The 24,350-nt window shown below is 67.1% G+C and carries 32 protein-coding genes and 1 pseudogene; 4 read left to right on the top strand and 29 right to left on the bottom strand.

The annotated features are described in order from the left end of the window. Positions 1 to 34: 34 nt before the first annotated feature. The 21 genes from rplO to rpsJ form a co-directional block, all read right to left on the bottom strand. Positions 35 to 490, bottom strand: a complete 456-nt coding sequence (gene rplO / locus G412_RS0112270) for a 50S ribosomal protein L15 (RefSeq protein WP_028812360.1) — start codon at positions 488 to 490, stop codon at positions 35 to 37. Position 491: 1 nt separating this feature from the next. Next, the gene (rpmD, locus tag G412_RS0112275) at positions 492 to 674 is read right to left on the bottom strand and encodes a 50S ribosomal protein L30 (RefSeq protein ID WP_028812361.1); all 183 of its coding nucleotides are present in this window, start codon (positions 672 to 674) and stop codon (positions 492 to 494) included. Continuing rightward, complete coding sequence (rpsE, locus tag G412_RS0112280; RefSeq protein ID WP_028812362.1) at positions 674 to 1,276, bottom strand: 30S ribosomal protein S5; 603 nt, start codon at positions 1,274 to 1,276, stop codon at positions 674 to 676. Before rpsE ends, rpmD begins: the two co-directional genes overlap by 1 nt. A 46-nt stretch (positions 1,277 to 1,322) precedes the next feature. Beyond that, positions 1,323 to 1,706 (bottom strand): 50S ribosomal protein L18, encoded by a 384-nt coding sequence (rplR, locus tag G412_RS0112285; protein WP_028812363.1) that lies wholly within the window; start codon positions 1,704 to 1,706, stop codon positions 1,323 to 1,325. Positions 1,707 to 1,709: 3 nt separating this feature from the next. Next, positions 1,710 to 2,249: a 50S ribosomal protein L6 gene (gene rplF / locus G412_RS0112290; protein WP_028812364.1), complete on the bottom strand. Its 540-nt coding sequence runs from the start codon at positions 2,247 to 2,249 to the stop codon at positions 1,710 to 1,712. 21 nt (positions 2,250 to 2,270) lie between these two features. Beyond that, positions 2,271 to 2,669 (bottom strand): 30S ribosomal protein S8, encoded by a 399-nt coding sequence (gene rpsH / locus G412_RS0112295; protein WP_028812365.1) that lies wholly within the window; start codon positions 2,667 to 2,669, stop codon positions 2,271 to 2,273. Between the two features lie 210 nt (positions 2,670 to 2,879). Then, positions 2,880 to 3,065, bottom strand: a complete 186-nt coding sequence (locus G412_RS0112300; protein WP_004571834.1) for a type Z 30S ribosomal protein S14 — start codon at positions 3,063 to 3,065, stop codon at positions 2,880 to 2,882. Positions 3,066 to 3,067: 2 nt separating this feature from the next. After that, entirely contained in the window at positions 3,068 to 3,625 is a 558-nt protein-coding gene (gene rplE, locus G412_RS0112305) for a 50S ribosomal protein L5 (RefSeq protein WP_028812366.1), read from the bottom strand. Beyond that, the gene (rplX, locus tag G412_RS0112310) at positions 3,625 to 3,948 is read right to left on the bottom strand and encodes a 50S ribosomal protein L24 (RefSeq protein ID WP_028812367.1); all 324 of its coding nucleotides are present in this window, start codon (positions 3,946 to 3,948) and stop codon (positions 3,625 to 3,627) included. The genes rplE and rplX overlap by 1 nt, the downstream gene beginning before the upstream one ends. 2 nt (positions 3,949 to 3,950) lie before the next feature. Beyond that, positions 3,951 to 4,319 carry a 50S ribosomal protein L14 gene (gene rplN / locus G412_RS0112315; protein WP_003966950.1) on the bottom strand — a complete coding sequence of 123 codons (369 nt, stop codon included), beginning with the start codon at positions 4,317 to 4,319 and terminating at the stop codon, positions 3,951 to 3,953. Between the two features lie 97 nt (positions 4,320 to 4,416). Further along, positions 4,417 to 4,701, bottom strand: a complete 285-nt coding sequence (gene rpsQ, locus G412_RS0112320; RefSeq protein ID WP_028812368.1) for a 30S ribosomal protein S17 — start codon at positions 4,699 to 4,701, stop codon at positions 4,417 to 4,419. Beyond that, entirely contained in the window at positions 4,701 to 4,925 is a 225-nt protein-coding gene (gene rpmC / locus G412_RS0112325; protein ID WP_028812369.1) for a 50S ribosomal protein L29, read from the bottom strand. The genes rpsQ and rpmC overlap by 1 nt, the downstream gene beginning before the upstream one ends. Next, on the bottom strand, positions 4,925 to 5,344 hold the full coding sequence (rplP, locus tag G412_RS0112330; protein WP_028812370.1) for a 50S ribosomal protein L16: 420 nt from the start codon (positions 5,342 to 5,344) through the stop codon (positions 4,925 to 4,927). Before rplP ends, rpmC begins: the two co-directional genes overlap by 1 nt. A 5-nt stretch (positions 5,345 to 5,349) precedes the next feature. Beyond that, positions 5,350 to 6,195 carry a 30S ribosomal protein S3 gene (rpsC, locus tag G412_RS0112335; protein WP_028812371.1) on the bottom strand — a complete coding sequence of 282 codons (846 nt, stop codon included), beginning with the start codon at positions 6,193 to 6,195 and terminating at the stop codon, positions 5,350 to 5,352. Beyond that, complete coding sequence (gene rplV, locus G412_RS0112340; RefSeq protein ID WP_028812372.1) at positions 6,195 to 6,542, bottom strand: 50S ribosomal protein L22; 348 nt, start codon at positions 6,540 to 6,542, stop codon at positions 6,195 to 6,197. The genes rpsC and rplV overlap by 1 nt, the downstream gene beginning before the upstream one ends. A 41-nt stretch (positions 6,543 to 6,583) precedes the next feature. Then, positions 6,584 to 6,865: a 30S ribosomal protein S19 gene (gene rpsS, locus G412_RS0112345; RefSeq protein ID WP_028812373.1), complete on the bottom strand. Its 282-nt coding sequence runs from the start codon at positions 6,863 to 6,865 to the stop codon at positions 6,584 to 6,586. A 12-nt stretch (positions 6,866 to 6,877) separates the two neighbouring features. Then, positions 6,878 to 7,714 (bottom strand): 50S ribosomal protein L2, encoded by an 837-nt coding sequence (gene rplB, locus G412_RS0112350; protein WP_028812374.1) that lies wholly within the window; start codon positions 7,712 to 7,714, stop codon positions 6,878 to 6,880. Between the two features lie 39 nt (positions 7,715 to 7,753). Further along, the gene (gene rplW / locus G412_RS0112355; RefSeq protein WP_028812375.1) at positions 7,754 to 8,077 is read right to left on the bottom strand and encodes a 50S ribosomal protein L23; all 324 of its coding nucleotides are present in this window, start codon (positions 8,075 to 8,077) and stop codon (positions 7,754 to 7,756) included. Beyond that, positions 8,077 to 8,730 (bottom strand): 50S ribosomal protein L4, encoded by a 654-nt coding sequence (gene rplD / locus G412_RS0112360; RefSeq protein WP_028812376.1) that lies wholly within the window; start codon positions 8,728 to 8,730, stop codon positions 8,077 to 8,079. The genes rplW and rplD overlap by 1 nt, the downstream gene beginning before the upstream one ends. A 7-nt stretch (positions 8,731 to 8,737) precedes the next feature. Beyond that, positions 8,738 to 9,382 (bottom strand): 50S ribosomal protein L3, encoded by a 645-nt coding sequence (rplC, locus tag G412_RS0112365; protein WP_028812377.1) that lies wholly within the window; start codon positions 9,380 to 9,382, stop codon positions 8,738 to 8,740. A gap of 14 nt (positions 9,383 to 9,396) precedes the next feature. Beyond that, positions 9,397 to 9,705 (bottom strand): 30S ribosomal protein S10, encoded by a 309-nt coding sequence (gene rpsJ / locus G412_RS0112370; protein WP_003948644.1) that lies wholly within the window; start codon positions 9,703 to 9,705, stop codon positions 9,397 to 9,399. 543 nt (positions 9,706 to 10,248) lie between these two features. Here rpsJ and G412_RS0112375 point away from each other — a divergent pair. Then, positions 10,249 to 11,100 (top strand): hypothetical protein, encoded by an 852-nt coding sequence (locus tag G412_RS0112375; protein ID WP_028812378.1) that lies wholly within the window; start codon positions 10,249 to 10,251, stop codon positions 11,098 to 11,100. A 116-nt stretch (positions 11,101 to 11,216) separates the two neighbouring features. Here the strand turns inward: G412_RS0112375 and G412_RS0112380 are convergent, their stop codons facing one another. Further along, positions 11,217 to 11,741, bottom strand: coding sequence for a hypothetical protein (locus tag G412_RS0112380; protein ID WP_028812379.1), 525 nt, complete (start codon positions 11,739 to 11,741; stop codon positions 11,217 to 11,219). A gap of 230 nt (positions 11,742 to 11,971) precedes the next feature. Here G412_RS0112380 and G412_RS0112385 point away from each other — a divergent pair, with 230 nt between their 5' ends. Next, positions 11,972 to 14,050, top strand: coding sequence for a PIG-L family deacetylase (locus G412_RS0112385; protein WP_037648570.1), 2,079 nt, complete (start codon positions 11,972 to 11,974; stop codon positions 14,048 to 14,050). 113 nt (positions 14,051 to 14,163) lie between these two features. Here the strand turns inward: G412_RS0112385 and tuf are convergent, their stop codons facing one another. The 6 genes from tuf to G412_RS39615 all read right to left on the bottom strand — a co-directional run bounded on the left by tuf (position 14,164) and on the right by G412_RS39615 (position 19,372). After that, positions 14,164 to 15,357: an elongation factor Tu gene (gene tuf, locus G412_RS0112390; protein ID WP_028812381.1), complete on the bottom strand. Its 1,194-nt coding sequence runs from the start codon at positions 15,355 to 15,357 to the stop codon at positions 14,164 to 14,166. Between the two features lie 148 nt (positions 15,358 to 15,505). Then, complete coding sequence (gene fusA / locus G412_RS0112395) at positions 15,506 to 17,635, bottom strand: elongation factor G (RefSeq protein ID WP_028812382.1); 2,130 nt, start codon at positions 17,633 to 17,635, stop codon at positions 15,506 to 15,508. 38 nt (positions 17,636 to 17,673) lie between these two features. Then, the gene (rpsG, locus tag G412_RS0112400; protein ID WP_028812383.1) at positions 17,674 to 18,144 is read right to left on the bottom strand and encodes a 30S ribosomal protein S7; all 471 of its coding nucleotides are present in this window, start codon (positions 18,142 to 18,144) and stop codon (positions 17,674 to 17,676) included. 2 nt (positions 18,145 to 18,146) lie between these two features. Beyond that, positions 18,147 to 18,518: a 30S ribosomal protein S12 gene (gene rpsL, locus G412_RS0112405; protein WP_003948652.1), complete on the bottom strand. Its 372-nt coding sequence runs from the start codon at positions 18,516 to 18,518 to the stop codon at positions 18,147 to 18,149. A gap of 292 nt (positions 18,519 to 18,810) precedes the next feature. Further along, positions 18,811 to 19,188, bottom strand: a complete 378-nt coding sequence (locus G412_RS34150) for a hypothetical protein (RefSeq protein ID WP_157839082.1) — start codon at positions 19,186 to 19,188, stop codon at positions 18,811 to 18,813. Positions 19,189 to 19,219: 31 nt separating this feature from the next. Next, on the bottom strand, positions 19,220 to 19,372 hold the full coding sequence (locus tag G412_RS39615) for a hypothetical protein (RefSeq protein WP_157839083.1): 153 nt from the start codon (positions 19,370 to 19,372) through the stop codon (positions 19,220 to 19,222). 208 nt (positions 19,373 to 19,580) lie between these two features. On the opposite strand from G412_RS39615, the pseudogene G412_RS37965 reads away from it, so the two are divergent. Next, a pseudogene (locus tag G412_RS37965) lies at positions 19,581 to 19,928 on the top strand (peptidoglycan-binding protein); the annotation flags it as partial. Between the two features lie 91 nt (positions 19,929 to 20,019). Further along, positions 20,020 to 20,283, top strand: coding sequence for a hypothetical protein (locus tag G412_RS0112420; RefSeq protein WP_028812385.1), 264 nt, complete (start codon positions 20,020 to 20,022; stop codon positions 20,281 to 20,283). Between the two features lie 76 nt (positions 20,284 to 20,359). On the opposite strand, the gene G412_RS0112425 is transcribed toward G412_RS0112420, so the two are convergent. Next, on the bottom strand, positions 20,360 to 24,259 hold the full coding sequence (locus G412_RS0112425) for a DNA-directed RNA polymerase subunit beta' (protein WP_028812386.1): 3,900 nt from the start codon (positions 24,257 to 24,259) through the stop codon (positions 20,360 to 20,362). Between the last annotated feature and the right edge of the window lie 91 nt (positions 24,260 to 24,350).

The following is a 24,350-nucleotide window of genomic DNA, read 5'->3' on the forward strand; positions in this document are numbered from 1 at the left end:
CCCCGGTCGGTGTTCAAGCCATCGGGCTCGTCTCTCAGACGAGCTCGGTGACGGTGCCGCCAGCGGCAGCGATCTTCTCCTTGGCGGAGGCGGAAACGGCGTCAACCGTCACCGTCAGCGCCACGGAGACCTCGCCGGCGCCGAGCACCTTGACGAGCTGGTTCTTACGAACCGCACCCTTGGCGACCAGGTCGGCCACCGTGACCTCTCCACCCTGCGGGTAGAGGTCGGCGAGCTTGTCCAGGTTCACGACCTGGTACTCGGTGCGGAACGGGTTCTTGAAGCCCTTGAGCTTCGGGAGACGCATGTGGAGGGGCATCTGCCCGCCCTCGAAGCGCTCCGGAACCTGGTAACGGGCCTTGGTGCCCTTGGTACCACGACCTGCGGTCTTACCCTTGGACGCCTCACCACGACCCACACGGGTCTTGGCGGTCTTGGCGCCCGGGGCGGGCCGGAGGTTGTGGACCTTCAGCGGGTTGTTCTCCGCCATGTCAGTCGACCTCCTCAACCGTCACGAGGTGGCGGACGGTGTGCACCATTCCGCGGAACTCGGGGCGGTCCTCCTTGACAACCACGTCGTTCAGGCGCTTGAGCCCGAGCGAACGCAGGGTGTCGCGGTGGTTCTGCTTGCTGCCGATGTACGACTTCGTCTGCGTGATCTGGAGACGGGCCATTACGCACCCGCTCCCGCACGCGCACGGAGCAGGGCCGCGGGGGCCACGTCCTCGAGGGGCAGACCACGGCGAGCCGCGATCTCCTCGGGACGCTGCAGACCCTTGAGGGCCGTCACAGTCGCGTGGACGATGTTGATGGGGTTCGACGAGCCGAGCGACTTCGACAGGATGTCGTGAACGCCCGCGCACTCGAGCACGGCACGCACCGGGCCACCGGCGATAACGCCGGTACCGGGGGAAGCCGGCTTGAGCAGGACGACGCCCGCAGCCTTCTCGCCCTGAATCGGGTGAGGGATGGTGCCCTGGATGCGCGGAACCTTGAAGAAGGACTTCTTGGCCTCTTCAACGCCCTTGGCAATGGCCGCGGGAACTTCCTTGGCCTTGCCGTATCCGACGCCTACAGTGCCGTCACCGTCGCCCACCACGACCAGCGCGGTGAAGCTGAAGCGGCGACCACCCTTGACAACCTTGGCGACACGGTTGATCGCGACAACGCGCTCAACGTAAGCGGTCTTCTCGGCGGCAGCGCCACCGTCGCGACCCTTCCGGTCCCGCCGCTCGCCGCCACCGGCACCGCTTCCGCGGCGCTGGGGTCCAGCCATTGGATTTACCTCTCTCTGTTACGTCCGTTAGTCCCGGAACCGGGGCTTAGAACTTCAGCCCGGCTTCGCGGGCGGCGTCAGCCAGAGCGGCAATGCGCCCGGCGTACCTGTTGCCACCACGGTCGAACACGACGGCCTCGACGCCGGCAGCCTTGGCACGCTCGGCGACAAGCGCGCCGACCTGCTGGGCCTGGGCGCTCTTGTCGGCCTCGCCACCGCGGATCGAAGCGTCCAGGGTCGACGCCGACGCGAGCGTGTGGCCCGCGATGTCGTCGATGACCTGAGCAACGATGTTGCGGTTGGAGCGCGTCACGACCAGGCGAGGACGCTCCGGCGTACCGGAGACGTGCTTGCGGACGCGGATGTGGCGGCGCTTGATGGCAGCGCGCTTGTACGCGTCACCCTTGGCGATCTTTACACCGTATGCCATGGCTTACTTACCCGCCTTTCCAACCTTGCGGCGGATAACCTCGCCGGCGTACTTGACGCCCTTGGCCTTGTACGGGTCGGGCTTCCGCAGCTTGCGGATGTTAGCGGCGACCTCGCCGACCTTCTGCTTGTCGATGCCCTCGACGCTGAGCTTCGTGGGCGACTCGACCTTGAAGGTGATGCCCTCAGGGGCCTCAACGACGATCGGGTGGCTGTAGCCCAGGGCGAACTCCAGGTTGGAGCCCTTCGCCTGGACGCGGTAACCGACACCGCTGATCTCGAGCGCCTTGCTGTAACCCGCGGTCACGCCGGTGATCATGTTCGCCACCAGCGTGCGGGACAGGCCGTGGAGGGCCTTGTTCTGACGCTCGTCGTTGGGGCGGGTGACGCTGAGCACGCCGTCCTCACCCTTGGTGACCTCGATCGGCGCGGCGACGGTGTGCGAGAGGGAACCCTTGGGGCCCTTCACCGCGACCGTGCGGCCATCGATGGTGACGTCCACACCGGCGGGAACCTGGATGGGGAGCTTGCCGATTCGCGACATTAGCTTTTCCTCCGTTCCCGACTACCAGACGTAGGCGAGGACTTCCCCACCTACGCCCTTCTTGCCTGCCTGCTGGCCGGTCAGGAGACCGTGGGACGTGGAGATGATCGCCACGCCCAGGCCGCCGAGAACCTTCGGCAGGTTGGTGGACTTCGCGTACACGCGCAGACCCGGCTTCGAGATCCGCTTGATGCCCGCAATGGAGCGCTCACGGTTCGGGCCGAACTTCAGCTCCAGGACGAGGGACTTGCCAACTTCGGCGTCCTCGACCTTCCAGCCGGTGATGAAGCCCTCCTGCTGGAGGATCTCCGCGATGTGCGACTTGATCTTGCTGTGCGGCATAGCCACGGTGTCGTGGTACGCCGAGTTCGCGTTACGCAGACGAGTCAGCATGTCCGCGATCGGATCAGTCATGGTCATGAATTGGCCTTCGGCCTCTCTCGCCGGGGTTTCCTGTATGCGCCATCCCTCTCCCCACTCAGTGGCGGGACGGGTGCGGTGCGGGGACCTACGGCGTAGTAAGTCGGTCAGGGCGACAGGCGCCCAACCCCGCAAGCCTACGGCATGCGGTGTCGGGCTCCTGCCGACCAGATACTTACCGAGAGCATCCGGAGTACGGGAAAACCCGTACTACCAGGAGCTCTTGGTCACGCCCGGCAGCTCGCCACGGTGAGCCATCTCACGAAGGCACACGCGGCACAGGCCGAACTTGCGGTAGACGGAGTGCGGCCGGCCGCAGCGCTGGCAACGCGTGTACGCGCGCACAGCGAACTTCGGCTTGCGGGCCGCCTTAGCGATCAGGGCCTTCTTCGCCACGGTCAGTTCTCCTTGAACGGGAAGCCGAGGTGACGAAGGAGGGCACGACCCTCGTCGTCGTTGGTCGCCGTGGTGACCACGGTGATGTCCATGCCCCGGACCCGGTCGATCTTGTCCTGGTCGATCTCGTGGAACATGACCTGCTCCGTGAGACCGAAGGTGTAGTTGCCACGGCCGTCGAACTGCTTCGGCGACAGACCACGGAAGTCACGGATACGCGGCAGCGCGAGCGACAGCGTACGGTCCAGGAACTCCCACATGCGGTCACCACGGAGGGTGACGTGGCAGCCGATCGGCTGACCCTCGCGCAGCTTGAACTGCGCGATGGACTTCCGGGCCTTGGTGACGGCCGGCTTCTGGCCCGTGATCGTGGTGAGGTCGCGAATGGCGCCGTCGATCAGCTTGGAGTCGCGGGCGGCGTCGCCCACACCCATGTTGACCACGATCTTGACGAGACCGGGGATCTGCATGACGTTCTCGTATGAGAACTCTTCACGCAGCTTGCCCGCGATCTCCTCGCGGTAGCGCAGCTTGAGGCGCGGTGCGGTGGTGGTAGTCATCAGATGTCCTCACCAGTCCGCTTGGCAACGCGGATCTTGTTGCCCTCGTCGTCAAAGCGGTAGCCGACGCGGGTAACGACCTTCTTGCCGTCCTTCTCAACAACCAGCTGCACGTTGCTGACGTGGACCGGAGCCTCGGTCGTCACAATGCCACCGGTCTGCGAACCGCGAGCGGTCTGGCCGGCCTTGGTGTGCTTCTTGACCCGGTTGACACCCTCGACGAGGACGCGGTTCTCGCGGGGGAAGGCCACGATGACCTTGCCCTGCTTGCCCTTGTCCTTACCGGTGATGACCTGAACCAGGTCGCCCTTCTTGATCTTCATGCTTACAGCACCTCCGGCGCGAGCGAGATGATCTTCATGAACTTCTTCTCGCGCAGCTCACGGCCCACCGGGCCGAAGATACGGGTGCCACGAGGGTCGCCGTCGTTCTTGAGAATGACAGCGGCGTTCTCGTCGAAGCGGATGTACGAGCCGTCCTGGCGGCGGCGCTCCTTGACGGTGCGAACGATGACAGCCTTGACGACGTCACCCTTCTTCACGTTGCCGCCGGGGATCGCGTCCTTGACGGTGGCGACGATGACGTCGCCGATGCCCGCGTAGCGGCGACCCGAGCCACCGAGAACACGGATGGTGAGAATTTCCTTCGCACCCGTGTTGTCGGCGACACGCAGTCGCGACTCCTGCTGGATCACGTCTATCTCCTGATCGTCTGCCGGTTCCCGGCAGGGGCACCTGGGTGCCCCTGCCGAGCCTGGCGGAACTGCCCTGAGGGAAACCCCTCAGGGGTTTTTACTTGGCCTTCTCGAGGATCTCGACGATGCGCCAGCGCTTGCTCGCCGACAGCGGACGCGTCTCCATGATGAGGACGCGGTCGCCGACGCCTGCGGCGTTGGACTCGTCGTGAGCCTTGAGCTTGTTCGTACGGCGGATGACCTTGCCGTACAGGGCGTGCTTGACGCGATCCTCGACAGCGACGACGACGGTCTTGTCCATCTTGTCGCTGACGACGAGACCCTCACGGGTCTTGCGGAATCCGCGCTGCTCAGTCGTCTCAGTCACATTCTTCTCGCTCATCAGGCGCTCTCCACCGTCTCGATGCCCAGCTCGCGCTCGCGCATCAGGGTGTAGATCCGGGCGATGTCCTTACGGACGGACTTGAGCCGGCCGTGGTTCTCGAGCTGTCCGGTCGCCGCCTGGAAGCGGAGGTTGAACAGTTCTTCCTTGGCCTCACGGAGCTTCGCGACGAGGTCCTCGTCGTTGAGCTCGCGCAGCTCGGTCGCCTTGGTACCGGCCGCCATCACGACTCACCTGCCTCGCGCCGAACAATCCGGCACTTCATCGGAAGCTTGTGAGCAGCGCGGGTGAGCGCCTCACGAGCAATCTTCTCGTTCGGGTAGGACAGCTCGAACATGACCCGGCCCGGGTGCACGTTCGCGATCCACCACTCGGGAGAACCCTTACCGGAACCCATGCGGGTCTCGGCGGGCTTCTTCGTCAGCGGACGGTCCGGGTAGATGTTGATCCAGACCTTGCCGCCACGCTTGATGTGGCGGGTCATCGCGATACGAGCAGCCTCGATCTGGCGGTTCGTCACGTAGGCCGGGGTCAGCGCCTGGATGCCGTACTCGCCGAATGCGACCTCAGTGCCACCCTTCGCCATACCGCGGCGCTTGGGGTGGTGCTGCTTGCGGTGCTTGACCCTACGAGGGATCAGCATTTCGGTCAGGCCTCCGTTCCGGTGCTCTCAGCCGGAGCAGCGGCGGCGGGAGCGTCGGCCTTGGGGGCCTCTGCTGCCGGTGCGCCCTGCTGCGGCTTGCGGCCGCGGCCGCCACGCTCGCCACCACGACCGCCACGGCCACCGGCCGGACGGTCGGCCGCGCCGCCACCACGGGCCGGGCGGTTACCCGCACGGGCCGCGGCGTTCTCGGCACGGACCTCGGCGATGTTCTTGACGTCGCCCTTGTAGATCCAGACCTTCACGCCGATGCGGCCGAAGGTCGTCTTGGCCTCGAAGAAGCCGTAGTCCACGTTCGCGCGCAGCGTGTGCAGCGGCACACGGCCCTCGCGGTAGAACTCGGACCGGGACATCTCGGCGCCGCCGAGACGGCCACCACACTGGATCTTGATGCCCTTGGCGCCGGCCTTCATCGTGCCCTGCATGCTCTTACGCATGGCGCGACGGAAGGAGACGCGGGAGGAGAGCTGCTCGGCAACGGCCTGAGCAACCAGCTGAGCGTCCATCTCGGGGTTCTTGACCTCGAGGATGTTCAGCTGGACCTGCTTGCCCGTGAGCTTCTCGAGGTCACCGCGGATGCGGTCGGCCTCGGCGCCACGGCGGCCGATGACGATGCCCGGACGAGCGGTGTGGATGTCCACACGCACGCGGTCACGGGTGCGCTCGATCTCAACCTTCGAGATGCCGGCGCGCTCCATGCCGGACGTCATCATCCTGCGGATGGCGACGTCTTCCTTGACGTAGTCCTTGTACAGCTTGTCGGCGTACCAACGGGACTTGAAGTCCGTGGTGATGCCGAGCCGGAACCCGTGCGGGTTTACCTTCTGGCCCATTACCGGGAACCTTCCTTGCTGCTGACGACCACGGTGATGTGGCTGGTCCGCTTGCGGATCCGGTAGGCACGGCCCTGAGCGCGCGGACGGAACCGCTTCAGGGTCGGGCCCTCGTCGACGTACGCCTCGCTGATGACCAGCGAGGAGGCGTCCGTGTGGTCGTAGTTGTGCGCGGCGTTGGCAATGGCGCTGTCAAGCACCTTGCCGACCGGCACGCTGGCGGCCTGCGGGGCGAAACGCAGGACCGCCTGGGCCTCCGTGGCATCCATGCCACGGATAAGGTCCACCACGCGGCGGGCCTTCATGGGCGTGACGCGGATGTACCGCGCCTGGGCCCTGGCTTCCATGGTTGTCCCTTCGGTGTCGTTCATAGTCATCGCACCCCGCCTTAGCGGCGCTTCGACTTGCGGTCGTCCTTGACGTGGCCGCGGAAGGTGCGGGTCGGCGCAAACTCGCCGAGCTTGTGGCCGACCATCGACTCGGTGACGAACACCGGGACGTGAATCTTGCCGTTGTGCACCGCGATCGTGTGACCCAGCATGCTGGGAATGATCATCGAGCGCCGGGACCAGGTCTTGATGACGTTCTTGGTGCCTGCCTCGTTCTGTACGTCCACCTTCTTGATGAGGTGTCCGTCGACGAAGGGCCCCTTCTTGAGACTGCGCGGCATCTAAACCCGCTCCTAGCGCTTCTTGTTCGTCTTGCGGCGGCGGACGATGTACTTGCTCGATGCCTTCTTCGGCGAGCGAGTACGACCCTCCTTCTGACCCCACGGGCTGACCGGGTGGCGACCACCGGAAGTCTTGCCCTCACCACCACCGTGCGGGTGGTCAACCGGGTTCATCGCGACACCGCGGACGGTCGGGCGTACGCCCTTCCAGCGCATACGGCCGGCCTTGCCCCAGTTGATGTTCGACTGCTCGGCGTTGCCGACCTCGCCAATCGTGGCGCGGCAGCGGGCGTCGACCAGGCGGATTTCACCGGACGGCATACGAAGGTGGGCCATCGTGCCCTCCTTCGCCAGCAGCTGCACGGAGGCACCCGCGGAACGGGCGAACTTCGCGCCGCCGCCGGGCCGCAGCTCGATGGCGTGGATGGTCGTACCGACCGGGATGTTGCGCAGCGCCAGGTTGTTGCCGGGCTTGATGTCGGCGCCAGGGCCGTTCTCAATCCGGTCACCCTGCGACAGGCCACGCGGTGCGATGATGTAGCGCTTCTCGCCGTCTGCGTAGTGCAGCAGCGCGATGCGCGCGGTGCGGTTCGGGTCGTACTCGATGTGCGCGACCTTCGCCGGCACGCCGTCCTTGTCGTGACGACGGAAGTCGATCACGCGGTAGGCGCGCTTGTGTCCGCCACCCTGGTGGCGAACGGTGATCCGACCGGCGTTGTTACGGCCGCCCTTGCTGTGCAGGGGGCGGACCAGCGACTTCTCCGGCGTGGACCGCGTGATCTCGACAAAGTCGGCTACGGAGGAGCCACGGCGGCCCGGCGTAGTCGGCTTGTACTTGCGGATTCCCATTTCTCAGTCCTCGTCCGATTCCGGACGACTCGACCTCCGTCAGGAGGTCGGGCCGCCGAAGATGTCGATACGGTCGCCCTCGGCGAGGGTCACGATGGCGCGCTTGGTGTCGGCGCGCTTGCCGAAGCCGGTCTTGGTGCGCTTGCGCTTACCCTGCCGGTTGATCGTGTTGACCCCGGTGACCTTGACCCCGAAGACCGCCTGAACGGCCTGCTTGATCTGCGTCTTGTTGGAGCCGGGCGCGACGATGAACGTGTACTTGTTCTCGTCGAGCAGCGCGTAGCTCTTCTCGGAAACAACCGGCTTGACGAGGACGTCGCGCGGGTCCGTGAAGGTCTTGCTGGTTACGGTCGTCTCAGCCATCAGACGTCGCTCCCTTCGGTCTCATCGGCCGTGGTGGGGCCAGACACGAAAGACTCGAAAGCGGCCTTGGTGAAGACCACGTCGTCGGAGACGAGCACGTCGTACGTGTTGAGCTGGCCCGGCTCCAGGAGGTGCACCTGGGGCAGGTTGCGGGCGGACAGCCACGCGGCCTCGTCCGAACGCTCGGCGACCAGGAGCACGTGCTTGCGCTCGCTGACCTTGCCCAGCAGGTTCTTCGCGGCCTTCGTGGAAACCGCACCCTCGACCACGTCGGAGACGACGTGGATGCGAGCGTTGCGGGCCCGGTCGGTGAGGGCGCCACGCAGAGCGGCGGCCTTCATCTTCTTGGGCGTGCGCTGCGAGTAGTCACGCGGCTGCGGGCCGTGGACGACGCCACCACCGGCGAACTGCGGGGCGCGGGTCGAACCCTGACGGGCGCGGCCGGTGCCCTTCTGGCGGTACGGCTTCTTGCCGCCACCACGGACTTCGCCGCGACGCTTGGTCTTGTGCGTGCCCTGGCGGGCAGCGGCCAGCTGTGCGACAACGACCTGGTGGATCAGCGGGATGCTGACCTTGGCGTCGAAGATCTCCGCGGGGAGTTCGACGGTCCCGGCCTTGTCGCCTGCCGGCGTAAGGATGTCAATGGTGCTCATCGGTTCCTCAAACCCCCTTGGCCGCGGTGCGGACCAGGACGAGGCCACCGTTGGGGCCGGGAACGGCGCCCTTGATGAGCAGCAGACCCTTCTCGGCGTCAACGGCGTGGACGGTCAGGTTCTGGGTGGTGACCCGCTCGTTGCCCATACGACCCGCCATGCGCATGCCCTTGAAGACACGGCCGGGGGTGGCACAGCCACCGATGGAACCAGGCTTGCGGTGCACGCGGTGGGCACCGTGCGAAGCCTTGCCACCGGCGAAGTTGTGACGCTTCATGACACCGGCGAAGCCCTTGCCCTTGCTCTTGCCCGTGACGTCAACCTTGACGCCGGACTCGAACACCTCGGCAGTGATCTCCTGGCCGAGCGTGTACTCGCTGGCGTCGGAGGTACGGAGCTCCACCAGGTGGCGGCGCGGGGTCACGTCGGCCTTGGCGAAGTGGCCCTTGAGGGGCTTGTTCACCTTGCGAGGGTCGATCTCGCCGAAGGCGATCTGGACCGACTCGTAGCCGTCGGAGTCATTCGTGCGGACCTGGGTCACGACATTAGGCCCGGCCTTGACGACGGTCACCGGGACAACCCGGTTGTTCTCGTCCCAGACCTGGGTCATGCCGAGCTTCTCGCCCAGGATGCCCTTAATCTGCTTAGCCATCTTTCCCGCGCCTCTCAGAGCTTGATCTCGATGTCAACGCCGGCCGGAAGGTCCAGGCGCATCAGCGAGTCAACGGTCTTGGGAGTGGGGTCGAGGATGTCGATGAGGCGCTTGTGCGTGCGCATCTCGAAGTGCTCGCGAGAATCCTTGTACTTGTGCGGCGACTTGATGACGCAGTACACGTTCTTCTCTGTGGGCAGCGGCACCGGGCCTGCGACCGACGCACCAGTGCGAGTCACCGTCTCGACGATCTTCTTCGCCGAAGAGTCGATGACCTCGTGGTCGTAGGCCTTGAGCCGGATGCGGATCTTCTGTCCCGCCATGGCTACCTAGTAGTCCTGTTCTCTCGTAACGCTCTGGGACCCGGGGGCTGTCTTTGCCAGCACTGCTCTTCTCCGACCCACGCGGTCGGGCGTGTCGCATCCCCGCCAGTACGAAATCCCGAAGGTTTTCCCTGAAGCAGGGGATGCGGTCCGCGACCGCAGGCCGGGGGCGAACACCCACCGGGTGCCTGGTATCAGCCCCGCTGACGCTTCCCGAAAGATTCCCGTACGTCCGCCCCAGCGCTGCCCGGAGGGGCAGTTAGGGCGACGAGTACTGTGGGACTCGCTTCCGGTCCTCCCGACGGGAGGCGCGCAGCATCGGCACTCAACCGAGCAACCCCGACAGTCTGCCATACGGGGCACAGCCCGCGCCAATCGGGCGCAAGAGATTACCCCGTACGTGACGAACGTCAAACCCAGGGCCACACCCGGGCGCGCCGCACCCGCCCACAACCCGTACGGGTGAAGACCCCCCAAACGGCCGAGCGCGGGCCCACCTCACCCCTAGCGTCATATGCCAGGGTCAGTTCTTCGCACGAGGCGATGCACCGCGTCTTCCAGGAGGATCCGGGTGTCTTCTCCCGCACCTTCCGGGCGCTCCGGCTCCCCTTCGACGACCCAGTAGCGGTAACCCTCCTCCCCACGGACCTCACCGAGTCCAGACCGCTGGAACGCCGCGTGGACACCCTGCTGCGCTTCGACACGGCGGACCCGGACAGTGGCTTCCTCCTGGCCGTCGAGGCCCAGGGCAAGAAGGACCTGGGCAAGCCCGCGAGCTGGACGTACTACCTGGCGTATCTCTACGCGAAGTACGGCATCCCGCCGCTGCTTCTCGTCGTGTGCCAGGACAAGAACACCGCTGCCTGGGCAGCGGAACCGGTGGACATCGGCCCGCCGCAGTGGCCGGCCCTGACGATGCGCCCCCTGGTGCTGGGCCCCCACAACGTGCCCGCGATCACCGACCCCGTCACGGCCTGCCGTGACATCCCACTGGCCGCTCTCGCGGCGATTACACACGGCAAGGATCCGGACGCCGGTGCCATACTGAAGGCGCTGGCCGCAGCGCTGAAAACGGTGGACGAAGACACCGCGAGCATCTATATCGAACTCACCGAACAGGGCCTGGGCACCGCCCCGGCAGCTGACATCTGGAGGGACCTGATGGCCGTCGACCTCTCCTTCTTCCGCTCGCAGACCGCCGAGCGCCTACGCGGCGAAGGCCGGGCCGAGGGCCGGGCCGAGGACATTCTGAAGCTGCTCAGCAAGCGTGGCGTCGCAGTACCCGACGACACCCGCGACCGCATCACCGCCTGCACCGATCCGGACACCCTCAGCGTCTGGTTCGACCGCGCCATCACCGCGACCTCGGCGGAGGAGCTTTTCACCGAAGAGTGACGGCTTCCGAAACAGATCGAGCCCCTGACCCGCATGCTGCGGGTCAGGGGCTCGGTCGTCCGAGTCAGCCGCAGGAGCCTGAGCCAGATCACGGGCGGTCTGTGCGCCGGGAGTGTTCAGAGACGCTTTCCCGCGCGACGGCGTCGCCTCGCGGCCACGAGGCCGACGGTCAGGGCTGCCGCGGCGGCCGTGAGGCCGAGGCCCAGGGCGGTCTCGGCCGTGCTGGTGTCGCTTTCCATGGTGCCGCCCGCGCCGCCCCTGACCCCGAGGCTCGGGGACGCGGTGGGCTGAACGGGTGTGGCGGTGACGGTGGGGGGCACGGCCGTGGGTGGCGTGGGCGACGGCGAGGCCGTGGCCGTCGTCGTGGTGGTGACGGTGACCGCCGGCCTCGGCACGGCCGTCGCCGTGCCGATCTCACCTCTGCTGGGCAGCGCCTCGCACGCGATCTGGTCGTCCTCCCCCGGGTCCTCGTCCAGCCCGTGCGGGTCGCTCGGATCCCGCTCGAACTCCGCCTGCGCCTCCTCCTGGTAGGTGAAGTCACTGCAGTCGAGGTCGCCGGGCTGCGCGTACGAAACGCCGGACAGCGGTACGGAGGCGGCGGCGGCCAGTACCACGGCTGCCGCGGCAGTACGAAGGTTCATTTTTCGAACGTAAGCAGGACGATCTTTCCCTGCCACTCGACCGTGGCAACGGTGTCACCCGCTCACGGCAAACCCGGACGCCCCGCCGGGCAACCCGGACGCCCCCGCACACGTCTAGTCCAGCGCGGCCCGGCCACGGGGGGCGGGCCGCGCCATTTCGGTGAGCGACGGGGATGTACGCGCGGTGCGGGGCACGCCCGCTGCGGGGGAAGCGGACGGGGTACGGGGCCTTGGGCAGCACGAGTGAAGGCGGTCGCACGCGCAGGGAAGAGGTACGCGGTCCCGCGAGGCGCGCCCTGCTGGCCTCCGCCGCCGCTGCCGCCGCCGGCCTCGGCGCGGCTTCCTGCTCCGTCCCCGCCCCGCGCCGCAAGGGCCCCGCTCCCGACCCGCTGCCCGGCAAGCCGATATCCGGCTCCCGTCACGCGCTGCTGATGCAGATACTCGCCCACCCGGACGACGACCTGTACTTCATGAACCCGGACACCCAGCAGACGCTGGACTCCGGTGTCCCCGTGGTCTGCGTGTACGTCACCGCCGGCGAGGCCAACGGCGTCAACCGCATACCCGGCGCGGGCCCCCAGCCCGCCGACCGGACGGCGTACTCCTCCGCCCGCCACCAGGGACTGCGCCAGGCGTACGCCGTCCTCCTGGGGCTCCCCCGGTTCACGAAGTGGCAGAAGTCCGTGGCCACCCTGCGCGGGGATCACCAGGCCGAGCTGAACACGCTCACGAACGGTGACCGCCGCGTCGAGCTGGTCTTCCTGAACCTGGCCATGCACACCTCGTGGGGGCGGATGGGTCTGCCCAGCCTCTGGGAGTCGCGCGGCCTGTCGCTGCGTACCGTCGTGGCCGACGGCTCCCCCCTGCAGAAGGCCGGCTCGTACGACTACGACGGGCTCATCGGCGTACTCGCGGGGCTGATGGAGCGGTACCGCCCCACGGTCGTGCAGACCCTCGACCCGGACCCCGACATCCAGCACAGCGACGAGGCCACCCGGCGCCGCGACAGCGAGCAGCCGGGGTACTCCGACCACGCGGACCACACCGCCGTCGCCTCCTTCGCCTGGGCCGCGCTGATCCGGCGGGTCGCCGAGGCCACCGAGGGCGGCGGTGAGGTGCCGGGCTTCGCCGTCACGTCGTACCGCGGCTACTACAACCGGCACTGGCCGAAGAATCTCCCGCAGGACGTGGTCACGGAGAAGGCCTCGCACCTCGTGCCGTACGGCGGGGATCCCGACTGGGAGTGCGGCAACGCGGCCGGCTGCGGTGATTACAACGTCGGCGGCGACCGCCCGCTCACCAACCGCAAGGGCTGGGTCCGCTCCACGCACTACCGCTATCCCGGCGCCCGCCCGGTCGTCGCCACCGGCCGCGACGGGCGGCTCACGGCGTACGGCGTGCTGGGCCTGCGGGTCGTGCGCTGGCGCGAGACGGCGCCCGGCAGCGGCGCGTGGGGCGCGCCGGACGACCTGGGTGGTGGCCCGCTGGCTCCGGCGCTCGGTGCGGCCACGCTCGCGGACGGCCGGCAACTGCTCTTCGGCCTGCGCTTCGCCGCGCTCGCCGGTCATGGCGCGGCCAATACGCGTGAGGTCGTACTGCTCCAACAGCGCACGCCCGACGGGGAGTTCGGCGCCTGGACCGGGCTCGGCAACCCGGAGAGGCGCCACGACCGGGGCCGTCGCATCGGCTCACCCGTGGCGGTGGCGGCACCCGACGGCCGGGTGCATCTCTTCGTACGGAACGCGGACAAGGGCCTCAGCACCCGCGTCCGCGGCGCGGCCGGCCGCTGGGGTGCCTGGCGCGACCTCGGCGGCGGCGAGATCCAGGACGGCCTGGCCACGGCGGTGGACGGCGACGGCCGCGTCCACGTCTTCGCCGCGGGCCACGAGACCGTGCACCACTGGACGCAGGAGGCACCGGGCGGACCGGTGAGCGCCCGCCCGGGCACGGGTCTGCCCACCCCCGGCAGCTCCCCCACCGCCCTCACATCCCCCGACGGCGGCATCGACCTGGTCTACCGGCGCCCGGCCACGGCCGGCCTGACGACGGCGCGGGTGAGCGGCGCCCGTCCGGTGACGAGGCTGCGGTTCAACGGTTACGGCGCGGTGGGCGCGGCGTCGGCGCCGACGGGCCCGGTCCTGCTCGGCCGGGAACGCAAGGGCCGGGTCCAGCTCCTCGCGGACGGCCGCCTGGTACGCCGTAAGGGCGCCACCGCGTCCCTGGAGGGCCCCACCCTCCACCTCACCCCGAAGGGCCCGGCCGTGGTGGGCCTGGGCCCGGACGCCACCCCTTGGCTCTGGCGTCCCTGAGCCAGGCGGCAGAACCGACGCGGCAACAGCGAAGGGCCCCCACACCGTCGCGAACGACGGAGCGGGGGCCCTTCTTGGTGCTCGTTCAGGAGCAACCAGGTCAAGCCACCGAATTACTTGGTGATCTTGGTGACCTGGCCGGCGCCGACGGTCCGGCCACCCTCACGGATGGCGAACTTGAGGCCCTCCTCCATGGCGACCGGCTGAATCAGCGAGACCGTCATGATGGTGTTGTCGCCCGGCATGACCATCTCGGTGCCCTCGGGGAGGGTAACGACGCCGGTCACGTCAGTCGTACGGAAGTAGAACTGCGGGCGGTAGTTGTTGAAGAAGGGGGTGTGACGACCACCCTCGTCCTTCGACAGGATGTAGGCCTGGGCCTCGAACTCGGTGTGCGGCGTGACCGAACCGGGCTTGATGATGACCTGGCCGCGCTCGACGTCCTCACGCTTGATGCCACGGAGGAGCAGACCGACGTTCTCACCGGCCTGGCCCTCGTCGAGCAGCTTGCGGAACATCTCGATGCCGGTGACCGTGGTGGTGGTCTTCTCTTCCTTGATACCGACGATGTCGACGGTCTCGTTGACCTTGAGGACACCACGCTCGATACGACCGGTGACGACCGTGCCACGACCGGTGATCGTGAAGACGTCCTCGATCGGCATCAGGAACGGCTTGTCGACGTCGCGCTCGGGCTGCGGGATCGACTCGTCGACGGCCTTCATCAGGTCGAGGACGGTCTGGCCCCACTCCTTGTCGCCCTCGAGCGCCTTGAGCGCCGAGACCTTGACGACCGGGAGGTCGTCGCCCGGGAACTCGTACTCGGAGAGGAGCTCACGAACCTCGAGCTCGACGAGCTCCAGGATCTCCTCGTCGTCCACCATGTCGGCCTTGTTCAGCGCGACAACGATGTACGGCACGCCTACCTGGCGGGCCAGGAGCACGTGCTCCTTGGTCTGCGGCATCGGGCCGTCGGTGGCGGCGACCACGAGGATGGCGCCGTCCATCTGCGCCGCACCCGTGATCATGTTCTTGATGTAGTCCGCGTGACCGGGGCAGTCGACGTGCGCGTAGTGACGCGACTCCGTCTGGTACTCGACGTGCGCGATCGAGATCGTGATACCGCGCTGGCGCTCCTCAGGAGCCTTGTCGATCTGGTCGAAGGCCGAGGCCTCGTTCAGGTCCGGGTACGCGTCATGCAGCACCTTGGTAATCGCCGCGGTCAGCGTCGTCTTACCGTGGTCAATGTGACCGATGGTGCCGATGTTGACGTGCGGCTTAGTCCGCTCGAACTTCGCCTTCGCCACTGGGTCCTCCTGGAGTGGTTCTGTACGCCTTGCTTCATCGGCGCCAGGTGATCTTTGCTGGGATGCCGACCGCCGGGGGTTTCCCATACGGGTCGCGGGGGAAAGCCCCCGGCGGTCGGGTCAAGCCTAAAGCGTCAACTCGGGGGAGTTACTCGCCCTTGGCCTTCGCGATGATCTCCTCGGCGACGTTCCGCGGAACCTCGGCGTAGGAGTCGAACTGCATCGAGTAGCTTGCGCGACCCGAGGTCTTGCTGCGGAGGTCTCCGACGTAGCCGAACATCTCCGAGAGGGGCACGAGGCCCTTCACGACGCGAGCGCCGCTGCGCTCCTCCATGGCCTGGATCTGGCCACGGCGGGAGTTGAGGTCGCCGATGACATCGCCCATGTAGTCCTCGGGCGTGGTGACCTCGACGGCCATCATCGGCTCGAGGAGCACGGGAGAGGCCTTGCGGGCACCCTCCTTGAACGCCTGCGAACCGGCGATCTTGAAGGCGAGCTCCGAGGAGTCGACCTCGTGGTAACCACCGTCGAGAAGGGTGACGCGAACGCCCACCATCTCGTAGCCGGCCAGGATGCCGAACTGCATGGCTTCCTGCGCGCCCGCGTCCACCGAGGGGATGTACTCCCTGGGGATGCGGCCACCGGTGACCTTGTTGACGAACTCGTACGAGGCGTCGCCACCCTCGATGGGCTCAAGGGCGATCTGCACCTTCGCGAACTGGCCGGTACCACCAGTCTGCTTCTTGTGCGTGTAGTCGATGCGCTCGACGGCCTTGCGGATCGTCTCGCGGTAAGCGACCTGGGGCTTGCCGACGTTCGCCTCGACGCGGAACTCGCGCTTCATGCGGTCGACAAGAACCTCGAGGTGAAGCTCGCCCATACCGCCGATGACGGTCTGGCCGGTCTCCTCGTTGGTGTGCACCTGGAAGGAGGGGTCCTCCTCCGAGAGACGCTGGATGGCTACACCCAGCTTCTCCTGGTCACCCTTGGACTTGGGCTCGATCGCGACCTCGATGACCGGCGCCGGGAAGTCCATGGACTCCAGGATCACCGGGTTCTTCTCGTCGCAGAGCGTCTCACCGGTGGTGGTCTGCTTCAGGCCCATGACGGCGATGATGTCACCGGCGCCCACCGACGCGATCTCCTCACGCTTGTTCGCGTGCATGCGGTAGATCTTGCCGATGCGCTCCTTCTTGCCCTTGACCGAGTTCAGCACGGAGCTGCCGGCCTCGAGGCGGCCCGAGTACACCCGGACGAAGGTGAGCTTGCCGAGGTGCGGGTCGCTCATGATCTTGAATGCAAGACCGGAGAACGGCTCGTCGTCGGCGGGCTTGCGCTGGACGACCTTCTCCGGGTCCTTGACGTCGTGGCCCTCGATGGCCTCGACGTCCAGGGGGGAAGGCAGGTAACGCACGACCGCGTCGAGCAGGGGCTGGACGCCCTTGTTCTTGAACGCGGTGCCACAGAACACCGGGGTGACGGTGACGGAGTCGGCGCTGCCCTTGGAGGCGAGGGTGATACGACGGATGGCGGCGTACAGCTGCTCCACCGAAGGCTCCTGGCCCTCGAGGTACAGCTCCATCATCTGGTCGTCGTGCTCAGCCACGGCCTCGAGGAGCTTGCCGCGCCACTCGTCGGCGGCGTCGACGTGCGTGTCCGGGATGTCGACGATGTCGTACATCTCGCCCTTGGCGGCCTCGGCGGACCAGACAAAGGCCTTCATCGTCACGAGGTCGACGACGCCCTTGAAGTCTGCTTCAGCACCGATGGGGAGCTGCATGACCAGCGGAACCGCACCGAGGCGGTCGACGATCATGTCGACGCAGCGGTGGAACTCGGCGCCGGTGCGGTCGAGCTTGTTGACGAAGCAGATACGCGGCACGCCGTAGCGGTCCGCCTGACGCCAGACAGTCTCGGACTGCGGCTCGACGCCCGCCACACCGTCGAACACGGTGACGGCACCGTCGAGGACGCGGAGCGAACGCTCCACCTCGACGGTGAAGTCGACGTGACCCGGAGTGTCAATGATGTTGATCGTGTGATCGACGTCATTGAGCGGCCAGTGGCAGGTCGTCGCGGCAGACGTGATCGTGATGCCGCGCTCCTGCTCCTGCTCCATCCAGTCCATGGTGGCTGCGCCATCGTGGACTTCACCGATCTTGTAAGACACACCGGTGTAGAAGAGGATCCGCTCGGTGGTGGTCGTCTTGCCCGCGTCGATGTGGGCCATGATCCCGATGTTGCGGACCTTGGCCAGGTCAAGCGAAGTGGTGGCCATAAGGCTCAATCTTCTCTCGGTCTCGATGTGGGTAGCGACTACCAGCGGTAGTGCGCGAAGGCCTTGTTGGACTCGGCCATCTTGTGGGTGTCCTCACGCTTCTTGACGGCAGCGCCAAGACCGTTCGAGGCGTCGAGCAGCTCGTTCATGAGGCGCTCAGTCATGGTCTTCTCACGGCGGGCGCGGGAGTAACCCACGACCCAGCGCAGCGCGAGGGTGGCGGCGCGACCGGGCTTGACCTCGATCGGCACCTGGTACGTCGCGCCACCGACACGGCGGGACTTCACCTCGAGCGAGGGCTTGACGTTCTCAAGCGCGCGCTTCAGCGTGATGACCGGGTCGTTGCCGGTCTTCTCGCGGAGGCCTTCCATGGCGCCGTAAACGATGCGCTCGGCGGTGGAACGCTTGCCGTCAAGCAGAATCTTGTTGATCAGCGACGTGACAAGAGGAGAGCTGTAGACCGGGTCAATGATGACCGGGCGCTTCGGGGCGGGGCCCTTACGAGGCATTCTTACTTCTCCTTCTTGGCGCCGTAGCGGCTGCGGGCCTGCTTGCGGTTCTTGACACCCTGGGTGTCGAGCGAGCCGCGGATGATCTTGTAGCGAACACCCGGCAGGTCCTTCACACGGCCACCACGCACGAGCACGATCGAGTGCTCCTGCAGGTTGTGTCCCTCACCCGGGATGTAAGCAGTGACTTCGATCCCGCTGGTCAGACGCACACGCGCGACCTTACGCAGGGCCGAGTTCGGCTTCTTCGGGGTGGTCGTGAACACACGCGTGCAGACGCCCCGGCGCTGAGGGGAACCCTCGAGTGCGGGCGTCTTGTTCTTCTCGACCTTGTCCTGCCGGCCCTTGCGGACCAGCTGCTGGATCGTAGGCACTACTTCTCCGGTTTCTGTGTGCCGATCACTGTGAAACTAACCTGGAACACCTCCGACCCACGCGGTCGGGTGTGTCGAACACTGCGGACCGCTCCGCCCGAAAGCGGAATGAGCGCAGATTGCGGTGGCCGTTCACGGACTCGCGGTGCGGTTGAGGACACGCACACGAGCCCAGGCACACCCCAGGCACAAGGTCTGAGCGTACCTACCTCATGGACTCCGGTCAAAACAAATGCCCACGCCCAGGGACACCTCGGGCACGGCGGGCGTGCGCACCGGCGCTGCGGGCGGTTCAGGGCTGCTCACGGCGCTTGCGCCGGTGGGCGGGCAACGGCGGGATCGTCGGGACCTTCGACGTCCGGCTCTTGGCGGCCAGGCCGGGCTTGACGGGCTCGCCGGCCGGTTCCGTACGGCCGCCGGGCACGCCTTCGGGCGCACCACCGGGGGCGCCGCGCTCGGCGTCGGCGGGTTCCGGCTGCTGCTGTTCGTCCTGCGGGAAGGGGATGACAGCCGCCTGTCCGGGTGTACGGCCGACGAGCCTGAGCCTGCGGGTCTGGGCTATTCGGCGCGCCTGCTCCAGTGCGGGTTCGTACTGGTCGGCGGCGTCGCGCCAGCCGTTCGCGTACGCCTGGAGCTCGCGGCGCTCCATTTCCGCCCGTACGAGAATCACGAGGTCTTCGGGCGCGTGGCGCAGCAGGTGCTCACCGAGGGGATTCCAGGAGGCCCGGCAGGCCGTTGTCGCGCTCCAGCGGGCCGGCGACGGGATTGCGCGCTCTTGGCACCGCCGAGGGCTCGCGCGTGCCCCCCTCGCGGGCGCCGTCGGTCGGCCGGGAGCGCTTTTCGCCCTCGACCATGCACCGTTCTCCTTAAAGACCCATCGCTGCCCGTCCCGTCGGCGGCACGAAATCATGTGCCTGACAGACAGGCCGTCACAGCCTAGTGGCCTGCCGGAGTCACCCTTTCCGGGCGTCTTTGATCCTCGCACCCGCCGGGCAGCGGGGACGTGCCCAGCTCTACCGGCTGGAGGACGTGTTCGCCGCCGAGCGCACGGCGCGCAGGAAGACCATGCGGGAGCGGATCGCGACACGTCTCGCGTCGCCGCCCTCCGTGCCGCCCGGCACCGGCGGCGCGGGCAGCCCCGGCGGACCGTCCGGTTCCCGTTACGAGCCGTTTCCCGGCTCCGCGTTCTTCCGGCCCGGAACCAACTCGCCGGTCATCACCGCCATGGGCCGCCGCCTGGCCGCCGAGCGCTGCGCCGCGTACGTCGTCGGACCCGGCCCGCGCTGGTCCGAGGCCGACCGGCGTTCGTACGCCAGGTGGCAGCGCAAGCTCGGCTACACGGGTGCGGACGCCGACGGCGTGCCCGGCCGTGCCTCCTGGAACGCCCTGAAGGTCCCGCGCGTCCGCTGACCGCCGCCCGCCTGCCCACCCGCCCCCACTCCCCCATCACCGGCCGTGACAGCGACCTGCTGTCACTTCTCCAGCAGCACCGGAGTCGCCAATGACCGAGCCCGCACCGCATGACGCGGCCGCCGTCGCACTGGAGCTTGAGCGACTGCGCGGCACCGTGGAGGTGGGATTCGCCCGGGTCGACGGATCACTCGCCCTGCTCGTGCAGCGCAGCGACCAGAGCGACCGGCAGCTCGCCGACCACGAGACACGGATCGACACGCTGGAGCGCGCCCGGTGGCCGCTGCCCAGCCTCGCGGCCGTGACGGCCATCTCGGGAATGCTGCTGTCCGTATGGCAGCTCGCCACCCGCTGACGCGACCAGCCACAACGCCGCAGGGCGGCCACCCCGTACGAAACGGGGTGACCGCCCTGCGGTTCAGACGTACGCCTTACTGGTTGTACGGACCGTAGTCGTAGTCCTCCAGCGGAACGGCCTGGCCGGAGCCGGTGCCGAACGGCGAGTAGTCGATGTCGTCGTAGCCGACGGCCGAGTACATCGCGGCCTTGGCCTCCTCGGTGGGCTCCACCCGGATGTTGCGGTAGCGGGACAGACCCGTACCGGCCGGGATGAGCTTACCGATGATGACGTTCTCCTTGAGGCCGATCAGGGAGTCGGACTTGGCGTTGATCGCCGCGTCCGTCAGAACCCTGGTCGTCTCCTGGAAGGACGCCGCCGACAGCCACGACTCGGTCGCCAGCGAGGCCTTGGTGATACCCATCAGCTGCGGACGGCCGGAGGCCGGGTGGCCGCCTTCCGTGACCACACGACGGTTCTCGCCCTCGAAGCGGCCGCGCTCGACGAGCTCGCCCGGAAGCAGCTCGGCGTCGCCCGACTCGATGATCGTCACGCGGCGGAGCATCTGCCGGATGATGATCTCGATGTGCTTGTCGTGGATCGACACACCCTGGCTGTTGTAGACCTTCTGGACTTCGCCGACCAGGTGGACCTGGACCGCGCGCTGACCGAGGATCCGCAGCACGTCGTGCGGGTTGGTGGCACCCACGGTGAGCTTCTGGCCCACCTCGACGTGGTCGCCCTCGCCCACGAGCAGACGGGCACGCTTCGAGATCGGGAACGCCGTCTCGTCGCTGCCGTCGTCCGGGGTGACGACGATCTTCTTGGTCTTCTCGGTCTCCTCGATACGGATGCGGCCTGCCGCCTCCGAGATCGGGGCGACACCCTTGGGCGTACGAGCCTCGAAGAGCTCGACGACACGGGGCAGACCCTGGGTGATGTCGTCACCGGCCACACCACCGGTGTGGAAGGTACGCATCGTCAGCTGCGTGCCGGGCTCACCGATGGACTGGGCGGCGATGATGCCGACCGCCTCACCGATGTCGACCAGCTTGCCGGTGGCCAGCGAGCGGCCGTAGCAGAAGGCACAGGTGCCGACCGCGGACTCGCAGGTCAGGACCGAGCGGGTCTTGACCTCCTCGACGCCGTGCATGACCAGCTGGTCGATGAGCACGTCACCGAGGTCGACATTGGCCGGCGCGATGACCTTGCCGTCGATGACGACGTCCTCGGCGAGCATGCGTGCGTACACGCTCGTCTCGACGTCGTCGGTCTTGCGGAGGATGCCGTCGGCGCCCTTCTCCGCGATCTTCAGCTTGAGGCCGCGGTCGGTGCCACAGTCCTCCTCGCGGATGATCACGTCCTGCGAGACGTCCACCAGACGACGGGTCAGGTAACCCGAGTCGGCGGTACGCAGGGCGGTGTCGGCGAGACCCTTACGGGCACCGTGGGTGGAGATGAAGTACTCCAGCACGGACAGACCCTCACGGAACGACGCCTTAATGGGCCGCGGGATGGTCTCGTTCTTCGCGTTCGACACCAGACCACGCATACCGGCGATCTGACGCATCTGCATCATGTTTCCTCGGGCACCCGAGTCAACCATCATGAAGATGGGGTTCGTCTTGGGGAAGTTCGCGTTCATCGCCTCGGCAACCTCGTTGGTCGCCTTGGTCCAGATCGCGATGAGCTCCTGAGTGCGCTCTTCCTTGGTGATGAGACCGCGCTCGTACTGCTTCTGGACCTTCTCGTCCTGTGCCTCGTAGCCCTTGACGATGGCCTTCTTGGCCTCGGGCACGACGACGTCGGAGATGGCCACGGTGACGCCCGAACGGGTCGCCCAGTGGAAGCCGGCCGCCTTCAGGTTGTCGAGCGTCGCCGCCACGATGACCTTGGGGTAGCGCTCCGCCAGGTCGTTGACGATCTCGGAGAGCTGCTTCTTGCCCACCGAGTAGTCGACGAACGGGTAGTCCTCGGGCAGCAGCTCGTTGAAGAGCGCGCGGCCCAGCGTCGTACGAAGCCGGAAGCTGTCGCCCTGCTGGAACTCCTGCTCACCCTCCTCGGCGACCGGCGGCACCCAGCCACGCGGCGGGATGGTGCCCACCGGGAAGCGGATGTCGACCTTGGCCTGGAGCGAGAGCTCACGGTTGTCGAACGCCATGGTCGCCTCGGCGGTCGAGCCGAAGCTACGGCCCTCACCGATGACCTTGCGCTCTTCCTCATCGGTCGTGAGGAAGAAGAGACCGAGAACCATGTCCTGGGTCGGCATGGTGACGGGACGACCGTCGGCCGGCTTCAGGATGTTGTTCGAGGACAGCATCAGGATGCGGGCCTCGGCCTGCGCCTCCGCGGAGAGCGGCAGGTGCACGGCCATCTGGTCACCGTCGAAGTCCGCGTTGAACGCGGTGCAGACGAGCGGGTGGATCTGGATGGCCTTGCCCTCGACCAGCTGCGGCTCGAAGGCCTGGATGCCGAGGCGGTGCAGCGTCGGCGCACGGTTCAGCAGAACCGGGTGCTCGGCGATGACCTCTTCCAGAACGTCGTACACGACGGTCCGGCCGCGCTCGACCATGCGCTTCGCCGACTTGATGTTCTGCGCGTGGTTGAGGTCAACCAGGCGCTTCATCACGAACGGCTTGAAGAGCTCCAGCGCCATGGCCTTCGGCAGACCGCACTGGTGCAGCTTCAGCTGCGGGCCGACGACGATCACGGAACGCGCGGAGTAGTCCACACGCTTACCGAGAAGGTTCTGACGGAAGCGACCCTGCTTGCCCTTGAGCATGTCGCTCAGGGACTTCAGCGGGCGGTTACCGGGACCGGTGACCGGACGGCCACGACGACCGTTGTCGAACAGCGCGTCGACGGCCTCCTGAAGCATGCGCTTCTCGTTGTTCACGATGATCTCGGGAGCACCGAGGTCAAGGAGACGCTTGAGGCGGTTGTTGCGGTTGATCACGCGGCGGTACAGGTCGTTCAGGTCGGAGGTCGCGAAGCGGCCACCGTCCAGCTGCACCATCGGACGCAGGTCCGGCGGGATGACCGGCACGCAGTCGAGGACCATGCCCTTGGGGCTGTTGGAGGTCTGCAGGAAGGCAGACACGACCTTCAGCCGCTTCAGCGCACGGGTCTTCTTCTGGCCCTTGCCGGTACGGATGATCTCGCGGAGGCGCTCGGCCTCCTCCTCCAGATCGAACGACTCCAGACGCTTCTGCAGAGCAGCCGCGCCCATCGAGCCGTCGAAGTACGTACCGAAGCGGTCGCGCAGCTCGCGGTAGAGCAGCTCGTCGCCCTCGAGGTCCTGGACCTTGAGGTTCTTGAAGCGGCTCCACACCTCGTCGAGACGGTCGATCTCGCGCTGCGCACGGTCGCGCAGCTGCTTCATCTCACGCTCGGCACCTTCGCGCACCTTGCGGCGTACGTCGGCCTTGGCGCCCTCGGCCTCAAGCTCGGCCAGGTCGGTCTCGAGCTTCTTGGCGCGGGCTTCGAGGTCGGCGTCGCGACGGTTCTCGATCTGCTGACGCTCTACGGAGACGTGCGCCTCCAGCGACGGCAGGTCGCGCGTGCGGCGCTCCTCGTCCACGAACGTGATCATGTACGCGGCGAAGTAGATGACCTTCTCGAGGTCCTTCGGCGCGAGGTCCAGCAGGTAGCCAAGGCGCGACGGGACGCCCTTGAAGTACCAGATGTGAGTGACGGGTGCGGCCAGCTCAATGTGGCCCATCCGCTCACGACGCACCTTCGCGCGAGTAACCTCGACGCCGCAGCGCTCGCAGATGATGCCCTTGAAGCGGACACGCTTGTACTTACCGCAGTAGCACTCCCAGTCCCGGGTCGGGCCGAAGATCTTCTCGCAGAAGAGTCCGTCCTTCTCGGGCTTGAGCGTGCGGTAGTTGATGGTCTCCGGCTTCTTCACTTCGCCGTGCGACCAGGTCCGGATGTCGTCCGCGGTGGCGAGGCCGATCCGCAGCTCGTCGAAGAAGTTGACGTCGAGCACTTGTCGTCAATCCCTCTTTCGGGGTCGAGAGTCAATCATGGTCTGAACGGGTCCGGGGAGAGCCGGCCGCTGCGGTGAAGCAGCGGCCGGC

The sequence above is a fragment of the Streptomyces flavidovirens DSM 40150 genome, assembly GCF_000429085.1.
GTDB classification, from domain to species: Bacteria; Actinomycetota; Actinomycetes; order Streptomycetales; family Streptomycetaceae; genus Streptomyces; species Streptomyces flavidovirens.